21 protein-coding genes are annotated in these 20003 nt (G+C 40.8%); 13 read left to right on the top strand and 8 right to left on the bottom strand.

Annotated elements, in window-relative coordinates:
* Positions 1-12 precede the first annotated feature (12 nt).
* Complete coding sequence (locus OCU56_RS03845; protein WP_261874233.1) at positions 13-1488, top strand: Na+/H+ antiporter NhaC family protein; 1476 nt, start codon at positions 13-15, stop codon at positions 1486-1488.
* Between the two features lie 745 nt (positions 1489-2233).
* Here the strand turns inward: OCU56_RS03845 and OCU56_RS03840 are convergent.
* From OCU56_RS03840 to OCU56_RS03825, 4 genes are all read right to left on the bottom strand, one after another.
* Positions 2234-3250, bottom strand: coding sequence for a lipoate--protein ligase (locus tag OCU56_RS03840; protein WP_261874232.1), 1017 nt, complete (start codon positions 3248-3250; stop codon positions 2234-2236).
* Between the two features lie 129 nt (positions 3251-3379).
* On the bottom strand, positions 3380-4624 hold the full coding sequence (locus OCU56_RS03835) for a patatin-like phospholipase family protein (protein ID WP_261874231.1): 1245 nt from the start codon (positions 4622-4624) through the stop codon (positions 3380-3382).
* Entirely contained in the window at positions 4615-5631 is a 1017-nt protein-coding gene (locus OCU56_RS03830; RefSeq protein WP_261874230.1) for a DUF2955 domain-containing protein, read from the bottom strand. The genes OCU56_RS03835 and OCU56_RS03830 overlap by 10 nt, the downstream gene beginning before the upstream one ends.
* A 9-nt stretch (positions 5632-5640) precedes the next feature.
* Positions 5641-6705 (bottom strand): HlyD family secretion protein, encoded by a 1065-nt coding sequence (locus OCU56_RS03825; RefSeq protein ID WP_261874229.1) that lies wholly within the window; start codon positions 6703-6705, stop codon positions 5641-5643.
* 97 nt (positions 6706-6802) lie between these two features.
* Here OCU56_RS03825 and OCU56_RS03820 point away from each other — a divergent pair, with 97 nt between their 5' ends.
* Positions 6803-7669 (top strand): LysR family transcriptional regulator, encoded by an 867-nt coding sequence (locus tag OCU56_RS03820; protein WP_261874228.1) that lies wholly within the window; start codon positions 6803-6805, stop codon positions 7667-7669.
* A 215-nt stretch (positions 7670-7884) separates the two neighbouring features.
* A complete protein-coding gene (locus OCU56_RS03815; protein WP_261874227.1) occupies positions 7885-8862 on the top strand; it encodes a transposase in 978 nt (325 codons plus the stop codon).
* A gap of 304 nt (positions 8863-9166) precedes the next feature.
* On the opposite strand, the gene OCU56_RS03810 is transcribed toward OCU56_RS03815, so the two are convergent.
* Positions 9167-9832, bottom strand: a complete 666-nt coding sequence (locus tag OCU56_RS03810; RefSeq protein ID WP_261874226.1) for an outer membrane protein — start codon at positions 9830-9832, stop codon at positions 9167-9169.
* Between the two features lie 222 nt (positions 9833-10054).
* On the opposite strand from OCU56_RS03810, the gene OCU56_RS03805 reads away from it, so the two are divergent.
* A complete protein-coding gene (locus OCU56_RS03805; RefSeq protein WP_261874225.1) occupies positions 10055-10516 on the top strand; it encodes a GNAT family N-acetyltransferase in 462 nt (153 codons plus the stop codon).
* 68 nt (positions 10517-10584) lie between these two features.
* On the opposite strand, the gene OCU56_RS03800 is transcribed toward OCU56_RS03805, so the two are convergent.
* Positions 10585-11166 (bottom strand): hypothetical protein, encoded by a 582-nt coding sequence (locus tag OCU56_RS03800; protein WP_261874224.1) that lies wholly within the window; start codon positions 11164-11166, stop codon positions 10585-10587.
* Between the two features lie 349 nt (positions 11167-11515).
* Here OCU56_RS03800 and OCU56_RS03795 point away from each other — a divergent pair, with 349 nt between their 5' ends.
* Entirely contained in the window at positions 11516-12094 is a 579-nt protein-coding gene (locus OCU56_RS03795; protein ID WP_261874223.1) for a hypothetical protein, read from the top strand.
* A gap of 115 nt (positions 12095-12209) precedes the next feature.
* On the opposite strand, the gene OCU56_RS03790 is transcribed toward OCU56_RS03795, so the two are convergent.
* On the bottom strand, positions 12210-12776 hold the full coding sequence (locus tag OCU56_RS03790) for a hypothetical protein (RefSeq protein WP_261874222.1): 567 nt from the start codon (positions 12774-12776) through the stop codon (positions 12210-12212).
* A gap of 404 nt (positions 12777-13180) precedes the next feature.
* Here OCU56_RS03790 and OCU56_RS03785 point away from each other — a divergent pair, with 404 nt between their 5' ends.
* Positions 13181-14017, top strand: coding sequence for an HAD-IIB family hydrolase (locus OCU56_RS03785; protein ID WP_261874221.1), 837 nt, complete (start codon positions 13181-13183; stop codon positions 14015-14017).
* A 256-nt stretch (positions 14018-14273) separates the two neighbouring features.
* Here OCU56_RS03785 and OCU56_RS03780 read toward each other — a convergent pair whose 3' ends face one another.
* Positions 14274-15341: a methyltransferase gene (locus OCU56_RS03780; RefSeq protein ID WP_261874220.1), complete on the bottom strand. Its 1068-nt coding sequence runs from the start codon at positions 15339-15341 to the stop codon at positions 14274-14276.
* 274 nt (positions 15342-15615) lie between these two features.
* Between OCU56_RS03780 and OCU56_RS03775 the strand changes: the two genes are divergently transcribed.
* From OCU56_RS03775 to OCU56_RS03745, 7 genes are read left to right on the top strand one after another with little or no spacing between them, the layout of a single operon-like run.
* Positions 15616-16347, top strand: coding sequence for a beta-ketoacyl synthase chain length factor (locus OCU56_RS03775; RefSeq protein ID WP_261874768.1), 732 nt, complete (start codon positions 15616-15618; stop codon positions 16345-16347).
* Entirely contained in the window at positions 16344-17108 is a 765-nt protein-coding gene (locus OCU56_RS03770; RefSeq protein ID WP_261874219.1) for a lysophospholipid acyltransferase family protein, read from the top strand. The genes OCU56_RS03775 and OCU56_RS03770 overlap by 4 nt, the downstream gene beginning before the upstream one ends.
* A gap of 17 nt (positions 17109-17125) precedes the next feature.
* Positions 17126-17386, top strand: a complete 261-nt coding sequence (locus OCU56_RS03765; RefSeq protein WP_261874218.1) for a phosphopantetheine-binding protein — start codon at positions 17126-17128, stop codon at positions 17384-17386.
* A gap of 19 nt (positions 17387-17405) precedes the next feature.
* Positions 17406-17663 (top strand): acyl carrier protein, encoded by a 258-nt coding sequence (locus tag OCU56_RS03760; protein WP_261874217.1) that lies wholly within the window; start codon positions 17406-17408, stop codon positions 17661-17663.
* Positions 17663-18223: a COG4648 family protein gene (locus OCU56_RS03755; protein ID WP_261874216.1), complete on the top strand. Its 561-nt coding sequence runs from the start codon at positions 17663-17665 to the stop codon at positions 18221-18223. The genes OCU56_RS03760 and OCU56_RS03755 overlap by 1 nt, the downstream gene beginning before the upstream one ends.
* 5 nt (positions 18224-18228) lie before the next feature.
* The gene (locus tag OCU56_RS03750; protein ID WP_261874215.1) at positions 18229-19629 is read left to right on the top strand and encodes an AMP-binding protein; all 1401 of its coding nucleotides are present in this window, start codon (positions 18229-18231) and stop codon (positions 19627-19629) included.
* Positions 19630-19643: 14 nt separating this feature from the next.
* A complete protein-coding gene (locus OCU56_RS03745) occupies positions 19644-20003 on the top strand; it encodes an ApeI family dehydratase (protein ID WP_261874214.1) in 360 nt (119 codons plus the stop codon).

Here is a 20003-nt window from a genome sequence, read left to right as displayed (position 1 = left end):
GGATCTATGCATATGACTACGCAAACTAAGGCGCTGGATGCGCCACTACAGAACAACCTGCAACACATCATAATATCGTTATTGGTGGTCGCAATTTTCATTTTCTTTACATCAATTGGCTTAAACCATACAGAAGGTGATTCCTATGGATGGATGAGCCTTCTTCCTACAGCACTGGTTCTCATTTTTGCTTTAACCACCCATCGCACCGTAGAAGCGCTATTTTGTGGCACCATTGCAGGGGTGTTATTACTCAATCCTGCTCAAGCTGTAGAGCAAATTGTTGGGATATCTATGGATGTAATGATGAACGAAACCATTGCATGGATCATTCTAGTTTGCGGCCTAATGGGAGGGCTAATTGCGATTCTCGAAAAGGGCGGTAGTATCTTAAGTTTTTCGAATATGTTGGTTTCTAAAGTAAAAAGCCGAAAACAATCTATGTTGATGACCTTTGTACTAGGGATCATGATTTTTATTGATGACTACCTTAATGCCATCGCGATTTCTTCATCCATGAAAAAGATCACTGATGGATATAATGTTTCCCGAGAAAAACTCTCTTACCTAGTCGATTCCACCGCCGCACCAATATGTATTTTGGTCCCTATTTCAACATGGGCTATTTTCTTTAGTTCGTTACTTGAAGCGAATGGAGCCGTCGAGTCTGGTGGAGGTATCAAAGCCTACATTGAGGCCATTCCATACATGGCTTATGGCTGGGTAACTCTGCTCATCGTTCTACTCGTCGCTTTAGAAAAATTACCAGATTTAGGTAAAATGAAGCAAGCCGAAGAGCGAGCCAAGCAAGGACAAGTGATCCCAGATGGTGCAACCGACGTTGACTTCGGTGAAAATATTACCGCACATACCAGCCCAACAATGGGATTAGTCAACTTCTTATTACCTATGGTTGTGTTAGTTGCAGCGAGTTGGTATTTCGGTATTGATCTATTAGCCGGTGTGTTTGTCGCGATCATGTTTACTATATGTTTTTATGGCGCTCAACGCTTAATTTCGATGAATGATATGTTTGATGCAATCTACGACGGAATCAAGGTGATGCTACTCCCTCTTGCAACTGTGATTGGTGGGTTCATGCTAAAGTCAGTGAACGATTCTTTAGGGGTGACTCCTTTTGTTATTGATACAGTAAGCCCCTACTTATCAGCTTCGATGTTCCCTGCCATTATCTTTATTATCACTGGTGCATTGGTCTTTGCTACGGCATCTTCATGGGGGACCTTTGCAGTAGCTATGCCCATAGTTTTACCTCTTGCAGATCAACTAGGAGTACCACTACATTTGACGATCGCAGCGCTACTTTCTGCATCAGCTGCAGGCAGTCACTCATGCTTCTTCAGTGATTCAACCGTATTGTCAGCTCAAGGATCTGGGTGTACTTCAATGCAACATGCCACCACGCAATTCCCTTACGCATTAATTGGCATTGTCGCAACCGCTCTTTTTTTCCTTTTAGTGGGATAGAGTAATACCAATCACACTAAGTAAGTGATCAGAAATAGCGCAGGAAAAATGCTCGAAAACAAGGCAGGATTTTTCGATAAGTAGTTATTCTACAATCAAAAATTCTAACGCAGTTATCGAGTATTTTAACAAGCTAGAATGACCAGTTATTTAGTACGATTGGTATAAATAGTCACTAGCAACAAAAATGCCTTATCGTTTGATAAGGCATTTTTGTTTGTTGGCTTTTGTTTATCCGTCGTCCACTACTGCGACTAACCTGATAAAACCTATTGATAGGAAATCCTATCTAGTTGCAGCCGTACTGATTACAAGTAGATGAGAATGAATTACCATCAGAATCAGTACCTGATGTATAAGTATTGTTACCTACGGTGTGGCTGGTACTATTCCAAGACTTTCCATCAGCTGAGGTCCCATTAGTATACGTCGAATTGCCTACAGAAGTGCTTGTTTGGTTCCAACTTGAGCCTGTATTGCTATTTGAACCATTAACTGTCGTAGTGTTACCATATTTTTGGACGTTATAAGTATTACCATTATTATCTGAGCAAGTTTTATACGAGTCACTGCCATAGCAAGCGGCAAAGGTAGATGGTGCAAAAATAATAGCTAATAATAGAAGTAAGTTTTTCATAAAGTGAAAGTGTGATGGGTTTTGCCAAATTCTATGCTCATGAATAAGTTATGCAAGGAATAATATAAACAATACCCATCAATTCATTATTCCCCTAGAAGGGCAATATTAAATAATGGCAGTGGCTAACCAGTGTTTCATTTCTATAAGTTCATCTTTATTTGCTGGATATTCTGCGATGACCTGATCAATACAGGACATAATGGCTGCGGATTGGTAGGGGGTACCTTGCAGTTTTTGGGACAAAAGTTGCAAAGGCGCAGGGTTTAAACTGTCTGTAAATATTTTGGCATCAGATATCCGTGCTTTTTCTACGTTAAATAGCAGTTCTACCCCACCCCATGTAAAACGTTCATCTACAGAGTGCGTAAACTGCGGCGTTTTACCGTAGTTCCAATCCCAACTTTTTTGCTTGGCAAATTTTTCTGCAAAATTTGCCATATCAGGTAATGAATCAGGAGAAATGTATTCTACCTCGGCGGTTTCCGCGAAATGTTCACAAAAAGCCTTTGATATTGCATCGCACACTGATTGATGATCGATATCAGGGTTAATGGCATTTAAGTTGCTGACTCGAGAGCGTACCGAATTAATGCCTTTTGCCTGCAGTTTTTTGACATCGGGATTAAGGTAATCCGCTAGGCGACTTAGGTCGGCATGCAATAAAAGCGTGCCGTGATGAAAACCTCTATCTGTCGTTTCGCGGTAAGCTGAACCTGAAAATTTGCGAATGCCTGTGGCATCTTTTATTACGAGATCATTGCGACCTGTAGCTTCGCCCTTAATGCCTAAGGTGTTAAGGGCCGTTAACACTATCTGGGTGGATACTGTTTTGTTGTATTCAGATTTACCCGCCATAAAAGTGAAATTGGTATTACCCAAGTCATGAAAAACCGCGCCTCCACCACTTTGTCGACGGGCGAGTTTAATGCCATCTTGTTGCATTTTTAATGTATTGCACTCTTTCCAAGGGTTCTGAGCTTGTCCAATGACAATCGTATCTGCATTTCGCCATAAGAACAGTACTCTATGATCTGCTGGCATTGAACGAAAGATGCAATCTTCTACCGCTAAGTTAAACCACGGATCAAATGAAGTAGAAAATAAAATGCGAGTTTTTGACATGCTCTAACCTGAGTGAATTTATGGGTAAATATGCAAAAAATAGTACTCCTATCCCTGCGCTTGTTCAATATCAAGCTAGGATACCCTAAGGCTCAATGATGCATTGCAGTTTCGATTTCAGTCATTCATTTACGGATGATGCACCGTATTTGATGGCGAAGGAATGCTTGGCGGGTGTGCTAGCCACAACGCATTATCTTTCATTTTGTTGAATCCATATTCATACACAGCATTCATGTAATCCAAACTTAAAGGATCAAGTTCATAGTTGACGAAATCGTCATCAATATGCGCGAGATTAAACGGATAACCGTTGCGCTCACTATAGTGATAAATATATTCCACATCACCGACTCCTTGGCGTCGAATTAAGGTCGCTATTGAGCTGGCTGATACCGATGAAATACCACTCTCCACTTGATTAAATCTCGGTTTTAAACTGCCGTTGCGTATTACATATATGTTTTGCGCTCTTGCTGAAGTTTTTATGGATTTATTAATCCATTGTGGGATCAAAAAGACTTGCCGTGAGATGCCTCCATCCACATGAAGCTCATCATACGTCTCTCCTTGATAAGAAAGAGGTATGACTTTGGCAGGGAATGCTCCTGGTATAGAGCTGCTGGCAATGACTATGTTTTGAATCAGTGCTTGTGCTTCTGATGTGTTTACTTGTGCAATGCGCCCAATGTCCCATAGTGCCATTTTTTGATTATCTAGATTGGTGGTACCTATGAGTAATATTCGTCCTTTTTGCCGCTCAATACTTAATCTTTCCATCATTTTACTATCAATGGCTTTACGTACTTTTCGCTCAAAACCTGTGGTATCTACGAAAGCATTTCTTGAAAGTAACGTGATTAATGAATTCCTGCGAAACATGTCGCTGACTGGTGTTTGGGTGTAATAATGTTTCAGCTCTGTATCATACTCAGCGCCTAAATAAGCAAAGACGGCGACAATTGCACCGGTGGAAACTCCCGTAACCACGTCAAAGTCTGGTCGAGTGCCCTGCTCACTCCAAGCGTTTAATATGCCAGCAGAAAAAGCACCATTTACCCCGCCACCAGAAAGGGCTAAATGGTTCACTTCATCTGAGATCTGTTTATTTTCAATCAATGCCTCAAGCTCTAATACCACATTGTAGTTTTCTGTTTCGGAACGATATTCGTCCCAAAACCTAAGCCCTGAAGTATCTAAGGGATTCATGAGTTCTGAATGTATAGAGGCATTGCGTTCAGTGGGGGCGGCGCAACCTTGCAGCAGCAGTAACAGCACACAACTCAAACAGCCTATCAGTGCATTTTTGGTTCGGCTATTTAACTGGGTGTCACAGTGGCTATAACCTCTTATCGAACTTATTATTAATTGCATAATCGCTCTCTATTTCGATATTGCAGAACCTTCTGAATGAGCAGTATGACCAATGCGCTTAATACAACAGCGAATAAAATGGAACTAAAACGGTATAATAGGGCAAAAAAGGCGTCTGTTTCACCGGGGGTCAGTACTGTTGTCATTGGCACGGTTAGTGCTGCCATGGCAGAAAAGGAAATCGCCGATTTAACGACACCTTGTGTTTGCCAATAGCATAATGGGGCCATCACAATCGTAAGTAATAACCAGTATAAGAACGCATTTTCAAACCAAAGACCAAGGGTGAGCTGCATAGCCAATCCTAAGCCACAGCCCAGTGCAGTGCCAATAATACGAACCTTCACCATTTGCAGTGCACCCACACAGGTCATTGGTGCCAATATAATGAGTATTGAAGCGTGAGCTGCGGCCGAGTCATGGAGATCTGCTACTTGAAAAATAATAAATGCAATCATTGGCAGTAACCACAGTATCGTCAGTTGCTCACCTTGCATGGGAGGTTCTTGTTGAGAAGACTGTTGCACCTTTGTCTCTTTGTTTGTTTCTGTTTTTGTCTGGTCAGATGCAGGAAACAGCCAATAGGCCAGCGCACAAATGATGAAATTTACGATGCAATATACCCAAATAGTGATAGAGAACTCTTCTATATCCATAAATGAGTAGCTACTAAAATTAAGCATGATTGAGCCGACTAATAACCCCATGTAGCCCATCAAAAACGTTTTTTTGTTGGTCATTGCCATGCATTTACATAGAAAGATAATCCCGACTAATACTGTCATGGCAAACGGGTAGCCTTTAAATATATCCCATACAAGACTCATTTGTAGCGTCGTCCAAATGGCCGTACCAAATATCATCAACAGCAAAGGTAGATGGAAATGGTCAGTATTACTGAGCACAAACATTGGCAGTACTATGGCTAAAAATCCGAAATTCCAGCCAAATAACATACTCAGCGCTAAGCCAAATGAGCAGGCAAACCAGATACGATATGCTTTCATCGTGACCACCTAATAAATAAAGTGAAACCAGCTAGTTAATCGAATTCGTGTTTTAGCAATAAAGTGCCAAAAACGACTTTCGCCAGAGTAAAGAGCGAGGGATGCACGAGATCCTATAAATAAGGATTCAGGTAGAATGCCGTCAGTGTCTAGATTAATTCTGGTTCGCTGCGCATCGCGTACCCAACGATTATTGACATCAATTTGAGTTAAAGTGCCGTTGGGGTTTTGATGACCGGATGAAACGCCTTTATCTCGACTGGCGACGTTATATTCAAAAATTTTTCCTGGATACGCATCAAAGGTAACCAAGGCATTAAAGTTATTTGTGACGCGAGAAACCGATTTTTCACGAAAGTCTGCGGCCACCCAAAAAGACCCGTCTGCTATAAATGTTAGGAGTGGCATATTGGCATTGGCAATCGTTCCAACTTCCAATCTCAGGTTTGTCACTATGCCATCACTTGGGGAGCGAACTACGGTATTACTTAAATCCAACTTTGCTTGCTGTACGCGACTTTGTGCCACAAGCACATCGGTAATGGTGCCTTGCTTGGTTTCAAGTTGTGCATTCAACATTTGCAAGTTTTGGGTTTCCATTTCCAACTCTGCGGAAACCATTTGATATTGTTTTTTTATGTTATCTAAGGTTGAAGCTGAAACGGCGTGTTTTTTGGCTAATTTGGCAATTCGTCGATATTCCGCGCGAGTGTTGTTTAAAGAGGCCTCCACCCGTGCAATATTAGCTGTTGCGGCTCGTTTTTGAGCCCGTAGTGCCAATTCTTTTTCTTGTGCAGATTGTAACGCGAGTTCTGCCTGGTCTAATGCTATCTCGAATTTACGTGAATCTAAGGTAAATAGGATTTCTCCTTTTTTAACCTGCTCATTATTTTCTATACGCACATCGGTAACACGGCTTGTCACCTCTGAGGCCACTTGAACGACCTGCCCGTATACCCGCCCTTCTGTGGTAAAAGGCGCACGTCTGTCTGAAATAATTAGATACACAAATGAAACAAAAAAAATGATAATTAGAATGGTTATGCTGCGCATAAATGTCTGATTTTCTCTCATAATAATGGCCTTATTGCTTACTTTTCGCAATTATAGGGTTTATAGTTTTAGTCTGGTAGACTGAAAAAACACACATTTGAGAGCTAAAAATAGGACAATGAACACTCACTTCAATGATCTCTGGTTATTTACACAAACGGTGCTACACGGTGGCATCAGTGCAGCTGCAAACGCCAATAACTTACAGCGCTCCAAAGTAAGCCGTAGAATTCAGGTACTTGAAGAAGCACTCGGCTGTGAATTATTGATTAGGACGACTCGTACAATCGAGTTAACAGAGTCAGGGAAACACCTTTATCAATTGGCTTATAAACAGATGTACCATATTGAGCAAGGTATGCGGGCAATGAAAGAGTCTCAACAAGATTATATTGGCGTTTTACGTCTTGCTGTACCATCAGCATTGATGACATCACAAGTTTTCAACTCAATAATTACCGAGTACTCAACTCAATTTCCAAATATCAGGTTAGAAATCGAAAATCATCAAGACAGTATCGATCTAAAACGCCAAGGCTTTGATCTTCAAGTGTTACCTGAACGAGTAACCGTGGCCGATGAAAACTATATCCAATTTAGCCTCATCCCATACAGTTCCCACCTAGTCGCCTCAAAAAAATATCTAGACACCCATCCTTCTTGTGAGACTCTCGCCGATCTCAAATCTCACCGCGTGTTCGCAAATCGCTATAACGCAGGTTTATTGAGTGCTGATATTCCCATTCACCTAAAAACAGATGACTTAAATTTAATGCACTCTATGGCATTACAAGGTAAAGGGATTGCTTTTCTGCCACAAACGCAAATTCATTCTCAAACCTCGGTAGCACATGATGCGCTAATACAAGTGTTGCCTCACATTGAGTTTCCTCGTCTGAACTTGACGCTCATTTACCCTTCAGCAAAGAATTTATCAAAGAAAACCCAAGCTCTCATTGCTCTTTTTAGGGAAAAAGTCAAATAGAAAAATAACTAGATAAAAATATCAAAAAAAATATCAAGACACCCATCCTTCTTGTGAGACTCTCGCCGAACTCAAATCTAATATCAAAATTTGGACACCCATGACAAATCAAAAAGCCAAATCAAAATGAGACAGCCATCTTTAATAATTGACTATATAGGACAAATTATAACGATCGACTAAACTAAAGTGAGCCACACATGTTGGAGTCACTGATGCCACGTTCTCGACGCACTCAAATTAGTATTGAAGATACACCCTACTATCACTGTTGTAGTCGTGTAGTTCGCCGCGCATTTTTATGTGGGAATGACTCTTTTTCAGGTAAAAACTATGACCACAGAAGAGGTTGGGTTGAATCTCTTATTATGAAATTAGAGCGTGTTTTTGCCATTGATGTGGCAGCTTTTGCTGTTATGTCTAACCATTTACATGTGATATTACGTGTTGACATTGATACGGCTAATAACTGGACAGATAGGGAGGTTTTACTGCAATGGCATCAGTTATTTAAAGGGGATGATCTTACTCACCGGTTTGTGAAAGGTAATTTAGTTACAGCGGAAGAAATATCTTTATTAAAACATGCAGTTGCAACCTACCGCAGTAGACTGTGTGACATTAGTTGGTTCATGCGTTGTTTAAATGAGCCTATTGCTCGCCGAGCAAATAAAGAAGATAACTGCACTGGTCGATTTTGGGAGGGGCGATTTAAATCGCAAGCCTTACTGGATGACGCAGCCCTTTTAACATGTATGGCCTATGTCGATCTCAACCCTATCAGAGCAAAGATGGCCGACACCCCAACGCAATCCGATCATACGAGCATTCAACTTCGCATTAAGGCAGCAATAAAAGGGGAACAACCGAAAAATTTATTACCTTTTAATGAAAATGAACGCAATGCAAACCATAAAGATATCCCTTTCTCTGTCAAAGATTACCTCACGTTAGTAGCAGAAACAGGACGTATTATTAGTAATGGTAAACGTGGTGTGATGAGTGAGAAAAGCGCTGAATTACTCACCAAAATGCACATCCCTAGTGATAATTGGTTAAAATTAACCACTGAATTTGGTCAATTGTTTCGTGGTCCAGTTGGTACACTTGATGAACTCACCTGCTATTGTGAGCACCTAGAAAAACGACGACGACACTTTTCTTGGTGTTGCCAATATCTAAAAGCAAATTAACCCACAGATATTTCGCTAGATCCTCTTCTCATTTTTTTGGGAGTCAAGGCATATAACAAAATCCGCTATTCAATTAATTTGCCTTATTTTTCAACCTATACAGGGTGCTCTTTCTGTTGAACAACGCCTAGAAACTCAAAACCAAGTTGATTGGTAGTCACCATGCTCAATATGATGCATTGATTCTACTAAGTCTTGGGGTTAGTTATGGATGTCCATATAGTACATATAGTAGAATCTCATGGATGCTATGGTGGGTGTCTGGATATAAAAAGGGAAGATGTACTTCCCTTTGATGTTTTGATTAGAAGCGGTAACCTACGCCTGCATATAGGGTGGCCAATGACCAACTGTAGTTGTCATCATAAAAATTGTTGGGGCTTTTTTGTTTCATTTCAGCATTAACTATATCGCCTTCAACACCAGTTCTAAATAAAAGGTTACCATTGTTCTCGCCAAGGTCTAACGCATATTCAACACCTGCGCCAACATGAACGCCACCTAATTTATTAGGGTTTTTTATTGCCGAATTTTGTGAATCATCTTGGCCTAAATCAACATACGAAAGCCCTATCTTGGCGAATGGACGTAAACCGTTATGGAAGGAGTAGCCTAAATTTGCAGACACAGAAAATGATTCTGGATCAAAGACTTTCACCGAATCATGATGCGTTCTAGCATTAATATGACCATAATCCGTATAGGTCGCCTCTATACCTACAATGCGGTTTATTTGATAGCCTGCACTGTATAGCTTAGTTACACCTTTACCTTCCAACTCCGTCTTGAAGTATGGATCATTTCCATTTAATCGAACTGTATCCTCAGCATCTTCTGTATAACCGCCATCGTCCATACCCGTCGTACCAACGGCACCTAACACATAAAAACCTGATTGATCTGAACTGGCAAATGCCGATGAAGAAAGCAAAGCTAAACTACAAAGGGCGATGAGATTATGTTTTTTCATGAAAGATACCAAATAGTAGAGTAATAGCGAAAACTAACACAATCCCCCATCTTTTATGCCGGCCTAATATAAGTTTACATAACCTCCAACTTAATTGGGCTGACGACCCATTAACAGTTTGAGCAAGAAAGCTAACCTTGCAATTATGGTGCGGTTTATTGATGGTCCAATGTGGCATAATGGACGCTATAGCTTCGTAGCTACATTGTTTAAGGGATAAATATGAGTGAGCAAAATACCGCAGAATTTGCATTTAGTGACTTTCAAAAGGCACTAAACAATAACAGCATTTTTACCGATAAAGGTGAGTTATACCCAGATATAATTGTCTATTTAGACCAACCAGATGGCGAGACTCGCTACTCTTACGCACTCATGGGGACGGGAACTCGAGTTAAAGCATTGTGCGTTGCAACAGTGAAGGATTCTGCAGCAGATAGCTTAAATTTTGATATAGAGATTGCTACTTTTCAAAAGTTTCGTAAACAAGGTCATGCTACTGCTGTATTTGAAAAAGCGATGGCAGAGCTTAAAAATGGTTTAGCACGTAATAGCATCACTTCCTTTTCAGTCAACTTCCACGTTGATAGCGATAATGAAGCAGGTCATGCTTTATGTCAAAAACTCACTGACACTGTAAGTGAAACAGAACAAGGTAAAGTGTACCAACTGCTCATTAGTTAAGGTCTTTTACTTAATAACACGGCCATATTTTATTAAAAATATGGCCGTGAAAGCGATCAGATGTAAATTTAATTTAATTTACTAAAAGACACCACATTCTTTATTCCAACATCTTGTTGTCCACAAGGACTAAACTCCATGATGTTATATAAATGATTGTAATTTATTGTTGTATATTTTTGACCACAAAAGCTCTGCGTTTTCTTAGCACCTTTCATAGAATCAAACACTACATTTGCAAGAACACCGCCATTGCTGCCAGATTGCAATTCAAATTTTGTATTGCGTAAATAGTATCTATTATTGTCTACCTTAATTGAATCTATGCTATTTGTTGATATGGATTCAGGTGTAAAGAAACAATTTGTACATGATTTTTTCATGAAAACAATAAAGTTATTGCTATTATTATCTTTATAAATTGCTTCTTTAAATCTATTGGTCTCTCCACCAGGAGTGTTGCTATATGCTCTATAACCGTCGAATGCAACATCACGCACAAAGGTGTAATTGTCAGCCAACGTTGCCTGCATATTAAGATTGTCTACTTTTACAGTATTATCATGATGTTCAAAAACAACCTTATCTTTTAAAGTAGATGCACAACCTCCTAAGTTAAATAGAAGAAATATTATTAGCAAGCGTTTCATTATTATACCTTTTTTAAAAGTAGGACACTATTATGGATAGTAATACTCCTATCTCTAACAATGAAATTTTATTTTTGGAATTATATTTTTATTTAATGATATTTTATTGCAACTAAAGCAGATTATGCACTGGATACCTCGGTAACCTTTCTATTTAACAGTATGCCATACGGCCCTTCTAATTCATGCTCTCTTCATTTATGAAAATTATCTTTACATGCAAAAAAGACCATCTCGATTGAACTTTACTGAGAATTATTGCGATACTCATCACATCCATGGAAAATTACACATGTTTTCTGCCGCATATATAGGCAGATGTATGGGCAAGTACACTATTAGGAATATCATGAATAAATTTAAAGCATTGTTGGCCGTAGGCGTCATTTTATCCGCCACTGCAGCTCATGCGGATACAGGAACGCCTGTAAACACGAAACCGCGTAGTTACTCAAACCATTCTGATTTCAAACTCGGTGTTGGTTTCGACCAAGGCTTTGGGGTAAGTGCAGAGCTCTATGACACTGTAGATGCATTCATTGGTAATGATGGTCTTTCTGCTGATTATCTTGTAGTAAAAAATCAACGCTTTAGCCCTAAACTACCATTCACTTATTATGTAGGTGTTGGTGGCTTTTATCACTTCAATAAAACTTGGCATGGCAACCATGGTCACTGGCACGGTCATAACGGCCAATGTGATTCCTATGATGCTAATGGTCAATGCCATCATTGGCATGATGGATACTGGGCAAGAGATGAAGATCAATACTTTAATGAATATGGTATTCGCGTCCCTCTAGGCCTAGATTGGCAATTTGCTCCACAATGGGATGGCTACGTATCATTAGCTCCATCTGTAGATATACCTGATGACTTCCACTTCAATGTCAATGCAGCTCTAGGCATTCGTTACGCGTTCAAATAATTAAAATAGCGCATAATACCTCTTCATTTTACTAAGAGGTATTGAAGACAAAAGCAGCTAGTCGTGCTCACACATTGCTAGCTGCTTATATTTAGCGTCAGTAACACCATAAATATTAATTGGTAAAACCGATATCAAAGAGTACGGCTTCAGTCGTTGACGAGTAAGCTAAGCCCATATTTAAGCCATTATTTGCGGTCAAATTCAATCCCGCGGCTCCCCCCCATAAACTCCCTGAATCTCCTTTTAAGAAGTAATTTCCCATTGCATAATTGGAGTGATAAGCCTTATATTTTCTCGTATAAGCAAATTCAGGTCCAACCCAAAAGCTAATAGGTATCTCTGTATTTAGCGTATAAGTTGCGGCCACCGAAAAAGTCACAGCACTATCAACATCTTTTTCAGGTGTTCTTTTATGCCAAGAAAACGGCTTATTCATCACCTCACTATAGTCTTTCGTATCCTCTATACCACCAGCAATACCAATTTGCCCACGTAAACCCAAGTGCCCTGCAGAATTCTTCTGAAAAAACACATTAACCGACGTCGTATCTGAGTATGATGAATACCCTAGTCCAACACCAATTTGCCCCATATTTTCACGATCAAAATTTTGTGCGCTAGCAGCAGATGAAATTAGTAGCGCTAAGATTGCAATGTTAAGTCCATTTTTACTGTTCAATTTTAAATCCAATTTTAATATTTGCCTGTCATTGGTTGGCTACATCCATATTTACGTTTATGTAGCGATTAATGTCGACACTATGTCCAAATTAAGTGACAACGAATGAGAAAGGCAAGAAAAGTTAGGCCTCTATTTTATGCGGTTATCACACATCAAAGATGACCAGTATAAAATAAGGTATTCCTGTTTTAACGAATTATATTATGCTAATGAGAAAACTCTGTTCAGATCTTACTTAACCAAACGGCCACAAATACTATGTTACTCTTACCTTCAGACTGCGCACCCCCGAATCTAATGATGTAGCAAAAACTTTACATCAATGTCGTGTTAGCGACTTATTACCATAAGATAATTCGTTTAAACTTAACTTTTGATTATCACCCAATAAGAGTTCGCCAATGCTAAGCTCCGTTGATTCACTAAATAATGAGCATTTACAGAATATAGAATGGCTACTTACCGATGTTGATGACACGCTAACATGGCAGGGAAAACTTCCCGATGTCACGTTAAAAGCGCTATATGAACTTGAGCAAGTGGGTGTCAACGTGGTTGCTGTAACAGGCGCATGCGCTGGTTGGTGCGATCAAATGGCCAAACTTTGGCCTATTCACGGTGTAATTGGCGAAAATGGTGCTTTTTGGATGGTAAAACACCTTACAGGGTTCAAAGTGCACACGCAGTTACCATTATCAAAAATGCAAAACCAGCAAGCTCAATTGAAACAGCATTTACAAGTGCTATTGGCTCAATATTCTGATATTACTTTTGCCTCTGATCAAAGCTTTCGCTGGTGCGATGTGGCGATAAACCTAAGCCAAGACCGCCTACCGGTGAGTGATAAAATAGCTCAACAATTAATGCATCAATGTCGATCCCTTGTCATTGATGGACAGCCCGTACACGCAACCCGCAGCTCCATTCATCTCAATGTGTGGATTGGCGATCACAATAAACGAGCCACCGCAGAGGCTTATCTAAGAGCCAACGGTCATAATCAAGGAAGCAGATTTCAACAAGTGAGTTATGTAGGAGACTCACTCAATGATGAAGCCATGTTTGAGTGGTTGCCAACGACCTATGGCGTCAACAATATCCGTAAAGTGCTGACGCAGCTAACTCATAAACCTAGCCATTTACTAGAGCACAATGGCGGCTTTGGCTTTGCTGAATTAGCCAACAAAATCATTGCGGCTAAGGGGCAACGGCTAATTAGTACCAATCATACAAAATAACGGGTCATTCTAGCTTGTTAAAATACTCGATAACTGCGTTAGAATTTTTGATTGTAGAATAACGACTTATCGAAAAATTCTGCCTTGTTTTTGAGCATTTTTCCTGCGCTATTTCTGACCACTTACTTAGTGTGATTAATATAACCGCTCTGCTCATCATTGATCTTAAAACGAAAAAGACCCTCAATATCTGAAACTATTTCTAGTTAACCAGCATTGAGGGCCTTTTGGTATTTACTGCGACTGAATAACTCGCTTATCGCGCTTTAATTTTAAGCAAGGTATGGCCTAAACCGATGTTATCAATGCGCTCTTCAACTACTAAATCCGCGGCTTCAACAATTTCTAAGAAGTCATCACTGCGGTAAAAACGACTGTTACCATTAGCAAGGCAGGTAAAATACAGTGAGGTTGCATTTAAGCTATAAGTGGCGGCATCGTATTTTTGTGCATCGAAAAAGAGCTCAAGAATATAGATAGAGTCCCCTTCACGTAGCTGCTGCTTCACTTTCTTAAGTATGGTCAATATTTCCATAGGTGAGAAGCAATCTAAGAATTGGCTCATCCACCATACGTCAATATTTTCCGGTAACGTCTGCTCTTTATTGAGCATATTGGCGGGATAAAAATTAATACGAGACTCAAACCCGTTCTCAATGGCATTTTGTTTTGCCATTTCTAACTGCTGCGGAAGGTCCACAATAGTGACATTGACAGCAGTGTTGTAATTACAACACTGCATGGCCCATTTACCCGTATTACCACCGATATCAGCCAAAGTTTTCGGCTCATTACCAAATACCGTTTCTAGCAATTTAGGGAAAGAACGATCAGAGTAGAAATGATCAAAGTTAAACCAACTTTGCTTGGCTTGCTCCGGCAGTTTAGATAAACCTTGATAGATGGTTTCCCAATCCCCTAATTCTTTCAAACCAGCCGGTTTCCCTTCCACAATCGCTTCTGTTAAATGCATCATGGCGGCATAACAAACGTCCGCAGTGAAATCCATATTGGCTTTAGTCATGCCGTCGTGCAGTAAAAAGAAACCCAAATTGGCAATAGCGTAGTTTGGTTTGTTCCAGGTGACGATATTGGCGCTAACCGCCATATCAAGAAGCACTTTAACACCGTACTCCGATACTCCTGCCTGCTGGCTAATATCGTCCGCACAGAGTCCCTGTTCACCGGCTGAATCTAATACGGCTAAAATCCCTAAGTCACGCAATGTTCTCGCAGTATGGAAGACGATAGGAGCAAAAGAGAGTTTTTGCGCTTCCGTTTTCGCTTCCAGAGCGGTGTATGGGTCTTGAACTTTATTTAACACAGATAAACCTTCAGTAAGTAATTAGATGCTTTTTAGCCGTTTGAGCCAAACTATAACAATATTGACACGTTTTTTTCAACGATAGCAATTGCGCCAAATACTACCACCTTTTGCTTTTGAGTTTATTGCGTTAATGTATTAGTTGCAGTGAAAATAATTTTTGCAAAAATGAATGGATATCCGCAAACTGTGTCTGTTTTTTATCGGTGATGGTTCTTATAAGATCCCATCAATTGTTTACATGCTTATGAAACCCTTTACCTTTCAAGATACTATGCATAAATTAAATACAAAACTACAGTTCAACATTGATGCGTGGAATGCCTATTCTCCCGGCGTTTCAACACCTGCCGAATGGCGACTGTGGGCACAAAGTGGCACTTGGCCCGAAGAAAGCAAACTCGTCACCGCTCTCATTCCACCAATGATGCGACGCCGAATGAGCAATCTAAGTAAACTTGCCGTTCAAACGACCCTTGAGTTACTTGATGAGCATGAGGTGGATTACCTTGTGTTTAGCAGTCGCCATGGTGAATTACACCGTAGCGTGCAATTAATTAATGATATTGTGCAAGGAGAGCAAGCCTCCCCTATGGCGTTTTCGCAATCGGTGCACAATACGGCTGCGGGCCTTGCCACCATTGCTGCTAAAAAGCCTATTCCGGTCACCTCTATTGCCGCCTCACAAAATACATTTCATAGTGCATTGGTTGAAGCTTGGAGCTACTTACAGAGCTATCCAAGCCATAAAGTACTGGTTATTAACTTTGATGAACCTCTGCCTGATGCATATACCATATATGAAAACCAAGTTTACCGCGGCTTTGGGCTAGGGCTAGTGTTATCATCCGGCGACAAAATTTCGGCAACCAAGCAAACAACCAATGATACGGCAAGGTCTCCACTGCCGCAGGCATTGACTTTTATGCGTCATTTTTTATCAGAAAATGCAAATTGGACGATCTCATCGCCTTTGCAAAAATGGCAGTGGCATAAAAACAGATGAAGTCATTCAACCAAGGTTGGCGAGTGCTCGCTACCGGATTTTGTTTTACTGTGTTTGGGCTTGGTGGCTTATTTCTTAGTTTTGTAATTATCCCTTTAATCCATTTATTTACTAAAAAACAAAGGGATAAAGAATACAGAGTTCAAGGTGCTATCCAAAAATCTTTTAATGGGTTTTGTAAGCTCATGAAGTTTACCGGCGCCATTGATTATAAAATCATTGGGGCAGATATTTTACAGCAAGATAGCGATTGTCTCATCATCGCCAATCACCCAAGCTTGATAGATTACGTGTTGATTGCATCCCAACTCAAACGATGCGATTGCTTGGTAAAGTCCTCCATTTGGGCTAACCCTTTTATGAAACACATTGTAAAAGCGGCAGGTTATATTCCAAATGAGACAGCGGACGATCTTCTGTTACGATGCGAAGAGCGATTCCAACAAGGTAATGTGTTACTGGTGTTTCCAGAAGGAACCCGAACCACACCTGGGGTAAGTTCAAAAATACAAAGAGGCGCAGCTCAAATTGCAATACGCACCCAACGGGATTTACGTTTAGTGCATATAACCGTCTCACCGAGCTTTCTAACTAAAGAGAAAAAATGGTATAACGTACCGTTAAATAAACCTTTTTTCCTTATTGAAGTAAAAGAGAAAGTGCAGGTAAAACCTTTTATACAACAAGCTAAATCTCCGACAATTGCCGCGCGCCGTTTGCAGCAGCATTTAGCTGAGATACTATTTCCTAACAATCATTAGTTACAAAGTGGGTCCAAGTGGAAAAACTACACAACGAAATTAAACAATTGATTATTGATGCGCTGAATCTAGAAGACTTAACCGTTGATGACATTGAAACACAAGCACCGCTTTTTGGTGATGGATTAGGCCTAGATTCAATCGATGCCCTAGAATTAGGTCTAGCGATTAAAAAGAAATATAACATCATCATTGATGCTGATGATTCAAATACCCGTGAGCATTTTGCTTCAGTAAGCAATCTTGCTAACTATATTTCTTCACAAATCAGCCAATAATTTGTAGGTATAAGTAGTCATGACAAACGTAAGTAAAGATCAGGTATTTGAACAAGTTAAAGATGCATTAGTTGAGTTATTTGAACTGGATGCTGCAGATATCGTCCCTGAAGCTCAACTCTATACCGATCTCGACTTAGATAGCATCGATGCCGTTGACCTAGTAGTGCATTTACAAAATGTCACTGGTAAAAAAATTAAACCCGCTGAATTTAGCGCGGTTCGCAGCGTTGATGACGTTGTGAATGCAGTCGCCGAGCTTCTTAAGGAAGATTAATGCGTCGATTGCTGACCATTGCATCAGCGATTGTTCTACTGGCCTATCCCTTTGCCATATACTTTGGCATTGATAGGTTTGGTTTTTCCATCGTGGGACTGCTACTGGTTCTCGCATTAGGCATTCGCTTGCTCAGTGTGCAACGAACTCAATTAAAAGAGTTAAAATACGTTGCACAAATTAGTGCGGTTGTGGGAATAACTCTGGTTTGTTTAGGGGCTGTATTTAAGCAACATGGTTGGCTCACCTTTTATCCGGTGGTGGTGAATATCTGCATGCTGGCTGTGTTTGCATCCAGCTTACGTCAGCCACAAACTATCGTGGAACGACTAGCACGGCTGCAAGAACCCGAACTACCACAAAGTGGCGTTATCTACACACGAAAAGTCACCATAATGTGGTGCTTTTTCTTTATTTTTAATGGGTTATTTGCACTTTTCACTTGCTTTTACTCATTAAAACTTTGGACCCTATACAACGGCTTTATCAGCTATATCCTTGCTGGCTCTTTATTTGCTGGTGAGTGGGCTGTTCGTCAGTTTATTCGTAAGGATCGTTAGCAAAAATGAATGCTCAGCACGCTCACATAGACTCTATTGCTAATCTACTTAGCTCAAAACGCGCCAACAGCCACGTTGTCGCGTTTGCACAGAGTAATGGCGACCAAACTGACGAAATGTCATGGGCTGACTTTCAAAATGACGTGCACCATTATGCGGCTCAATTAACCCAACATAGCGCAACACGCATTGCATTGTGTTTTACTAATAGCTACCTGTTTGCGGTGGGATTCTTAGCGACCTGTCATGCCAATAAATCCTTAATTTTACCAGGTAACTATCAAACAGAGTCACTCAAAGAGCTCAGCGAACACTTTGATCTGCTGCTTCACGATGGTGAAATGGCAGCCACAACTCACTTAGCATCGCTACAGGTAATATCACAGCCTCAGCGCAACGCCTCGATACGTTTTTCATCGTTACAGCTTGAAAATATAGCGGTGACTTTATTTACTTCGGGCTCCAGTGGCAAAGCTAAAGCCATTTGCAAAACGGTGCAACAACTTGATACCGAAGTAGCGATTTTACAAACCCTTTGGGGAGCGACTCTTGCTCATAGCCACATTCAAAGCACGGTGTCTCATATGCACATTTACGGGCTGCTTTTCCGCCTGTTATGGCCATTGTGCGCTGCTCGCCCTTTTGCCTGCGACAATCTTGAATTTCCAGAGCAGGTCATGGCCCATGCCAATGAGCAAACTACACTGATTAGCAGCCCTGCCTTGCTAAAACGCTTAAATGCCCACCCAGTAGAAAGCACCGCCCATACACCGTTTGCTGCTGTTTTCTCATCAGGTGGCCCATTACCCGAAAAAGCAGCCAAAGACAGCCAACAGCTATTTTCTGCATTGCCCATTGAAGTCTTCGGCAGTACTGAAACGGGCGGTATCGCCTTTAGGCAACAACATTCTTCAACCACTCCTTGGCAGCTTTTCCCTGGTGTTGAAGCTGAGCTTAATGGTGAAAACTGCCTTCGCTTGCGCGCCCCTCATATTGCAGGCAAGCAGTGGTACCAAACCGCGGATGAATGTCAATTTCATGATAAGCACACCTTTGATTTAAAAGGTCGCACCGACCGCGTCGTTAAAATTGAAGAAAAACGTGTCTCTTTAGTTGAAGTTGAGAAGCGCCTTGAGCAGCTTAGTTGGATAGAAGAAAGTGCCACTATTGCCCTTGAGGTGAATGATCGTTTAGCCATTTGCGCAGTATTGGTTTTAACGGCATCTGGCGCTGAAGAAGTGGCACGATTAGGCAAAGGCAAATTTTGGTTGGCGCTACGTGCGCAACTGCGAGACTGGCTAGAGCCGGTCGCCATTCCCAGAAAATATCGTCTCGTTTGTGAAGTGCCCCTTAATAGCCAAGGGAAGCGCCAAGTAGATGACATTAAAACACTCTTCCAAGCATAAAGACGTGAACCGCCATGGATAAAAGAAAACCCACCCTTATCAAGCTCGACGTCTCAGATAACGAAGCCAACTTAACACTCAAAGTTGATGCCGACATCTTGGATTTTCGCGGTCATTTTACTCACTTTCCCCTATTACCTGGGGTGAGCCAAATTGACTGGGCGCTATTTTACGCTGTGGAGCACCTTAATACCCCAGCCTTATTTAAAGGGATGGAAGTAATTAAATTTCAAGAGCCTATTTTACCCGATGCGGAAGTGACGTTATCCCTAAGCTGGGATCCGGCTAAAGAAAAGCTCGCTTTTACCTACAGCTCACAAAAAAACGGCAACCGTATTGTTCACTCCTCTGGCAAAATGAAGTTAGGGGAATAA

Source organism: Vibrio rarus, assembly GCF_024347075.1.
Taxonomy (GTDB): domain Bacteria; phylum Pseudomonadota; class Gammaproteobacteria; order Enterobacterales; family Vibrionaceae; genus Vibrio; species Vibrio rarus.
This window is presented reverse-complemented; position numbering and strand designations above follow the sequence as displayed.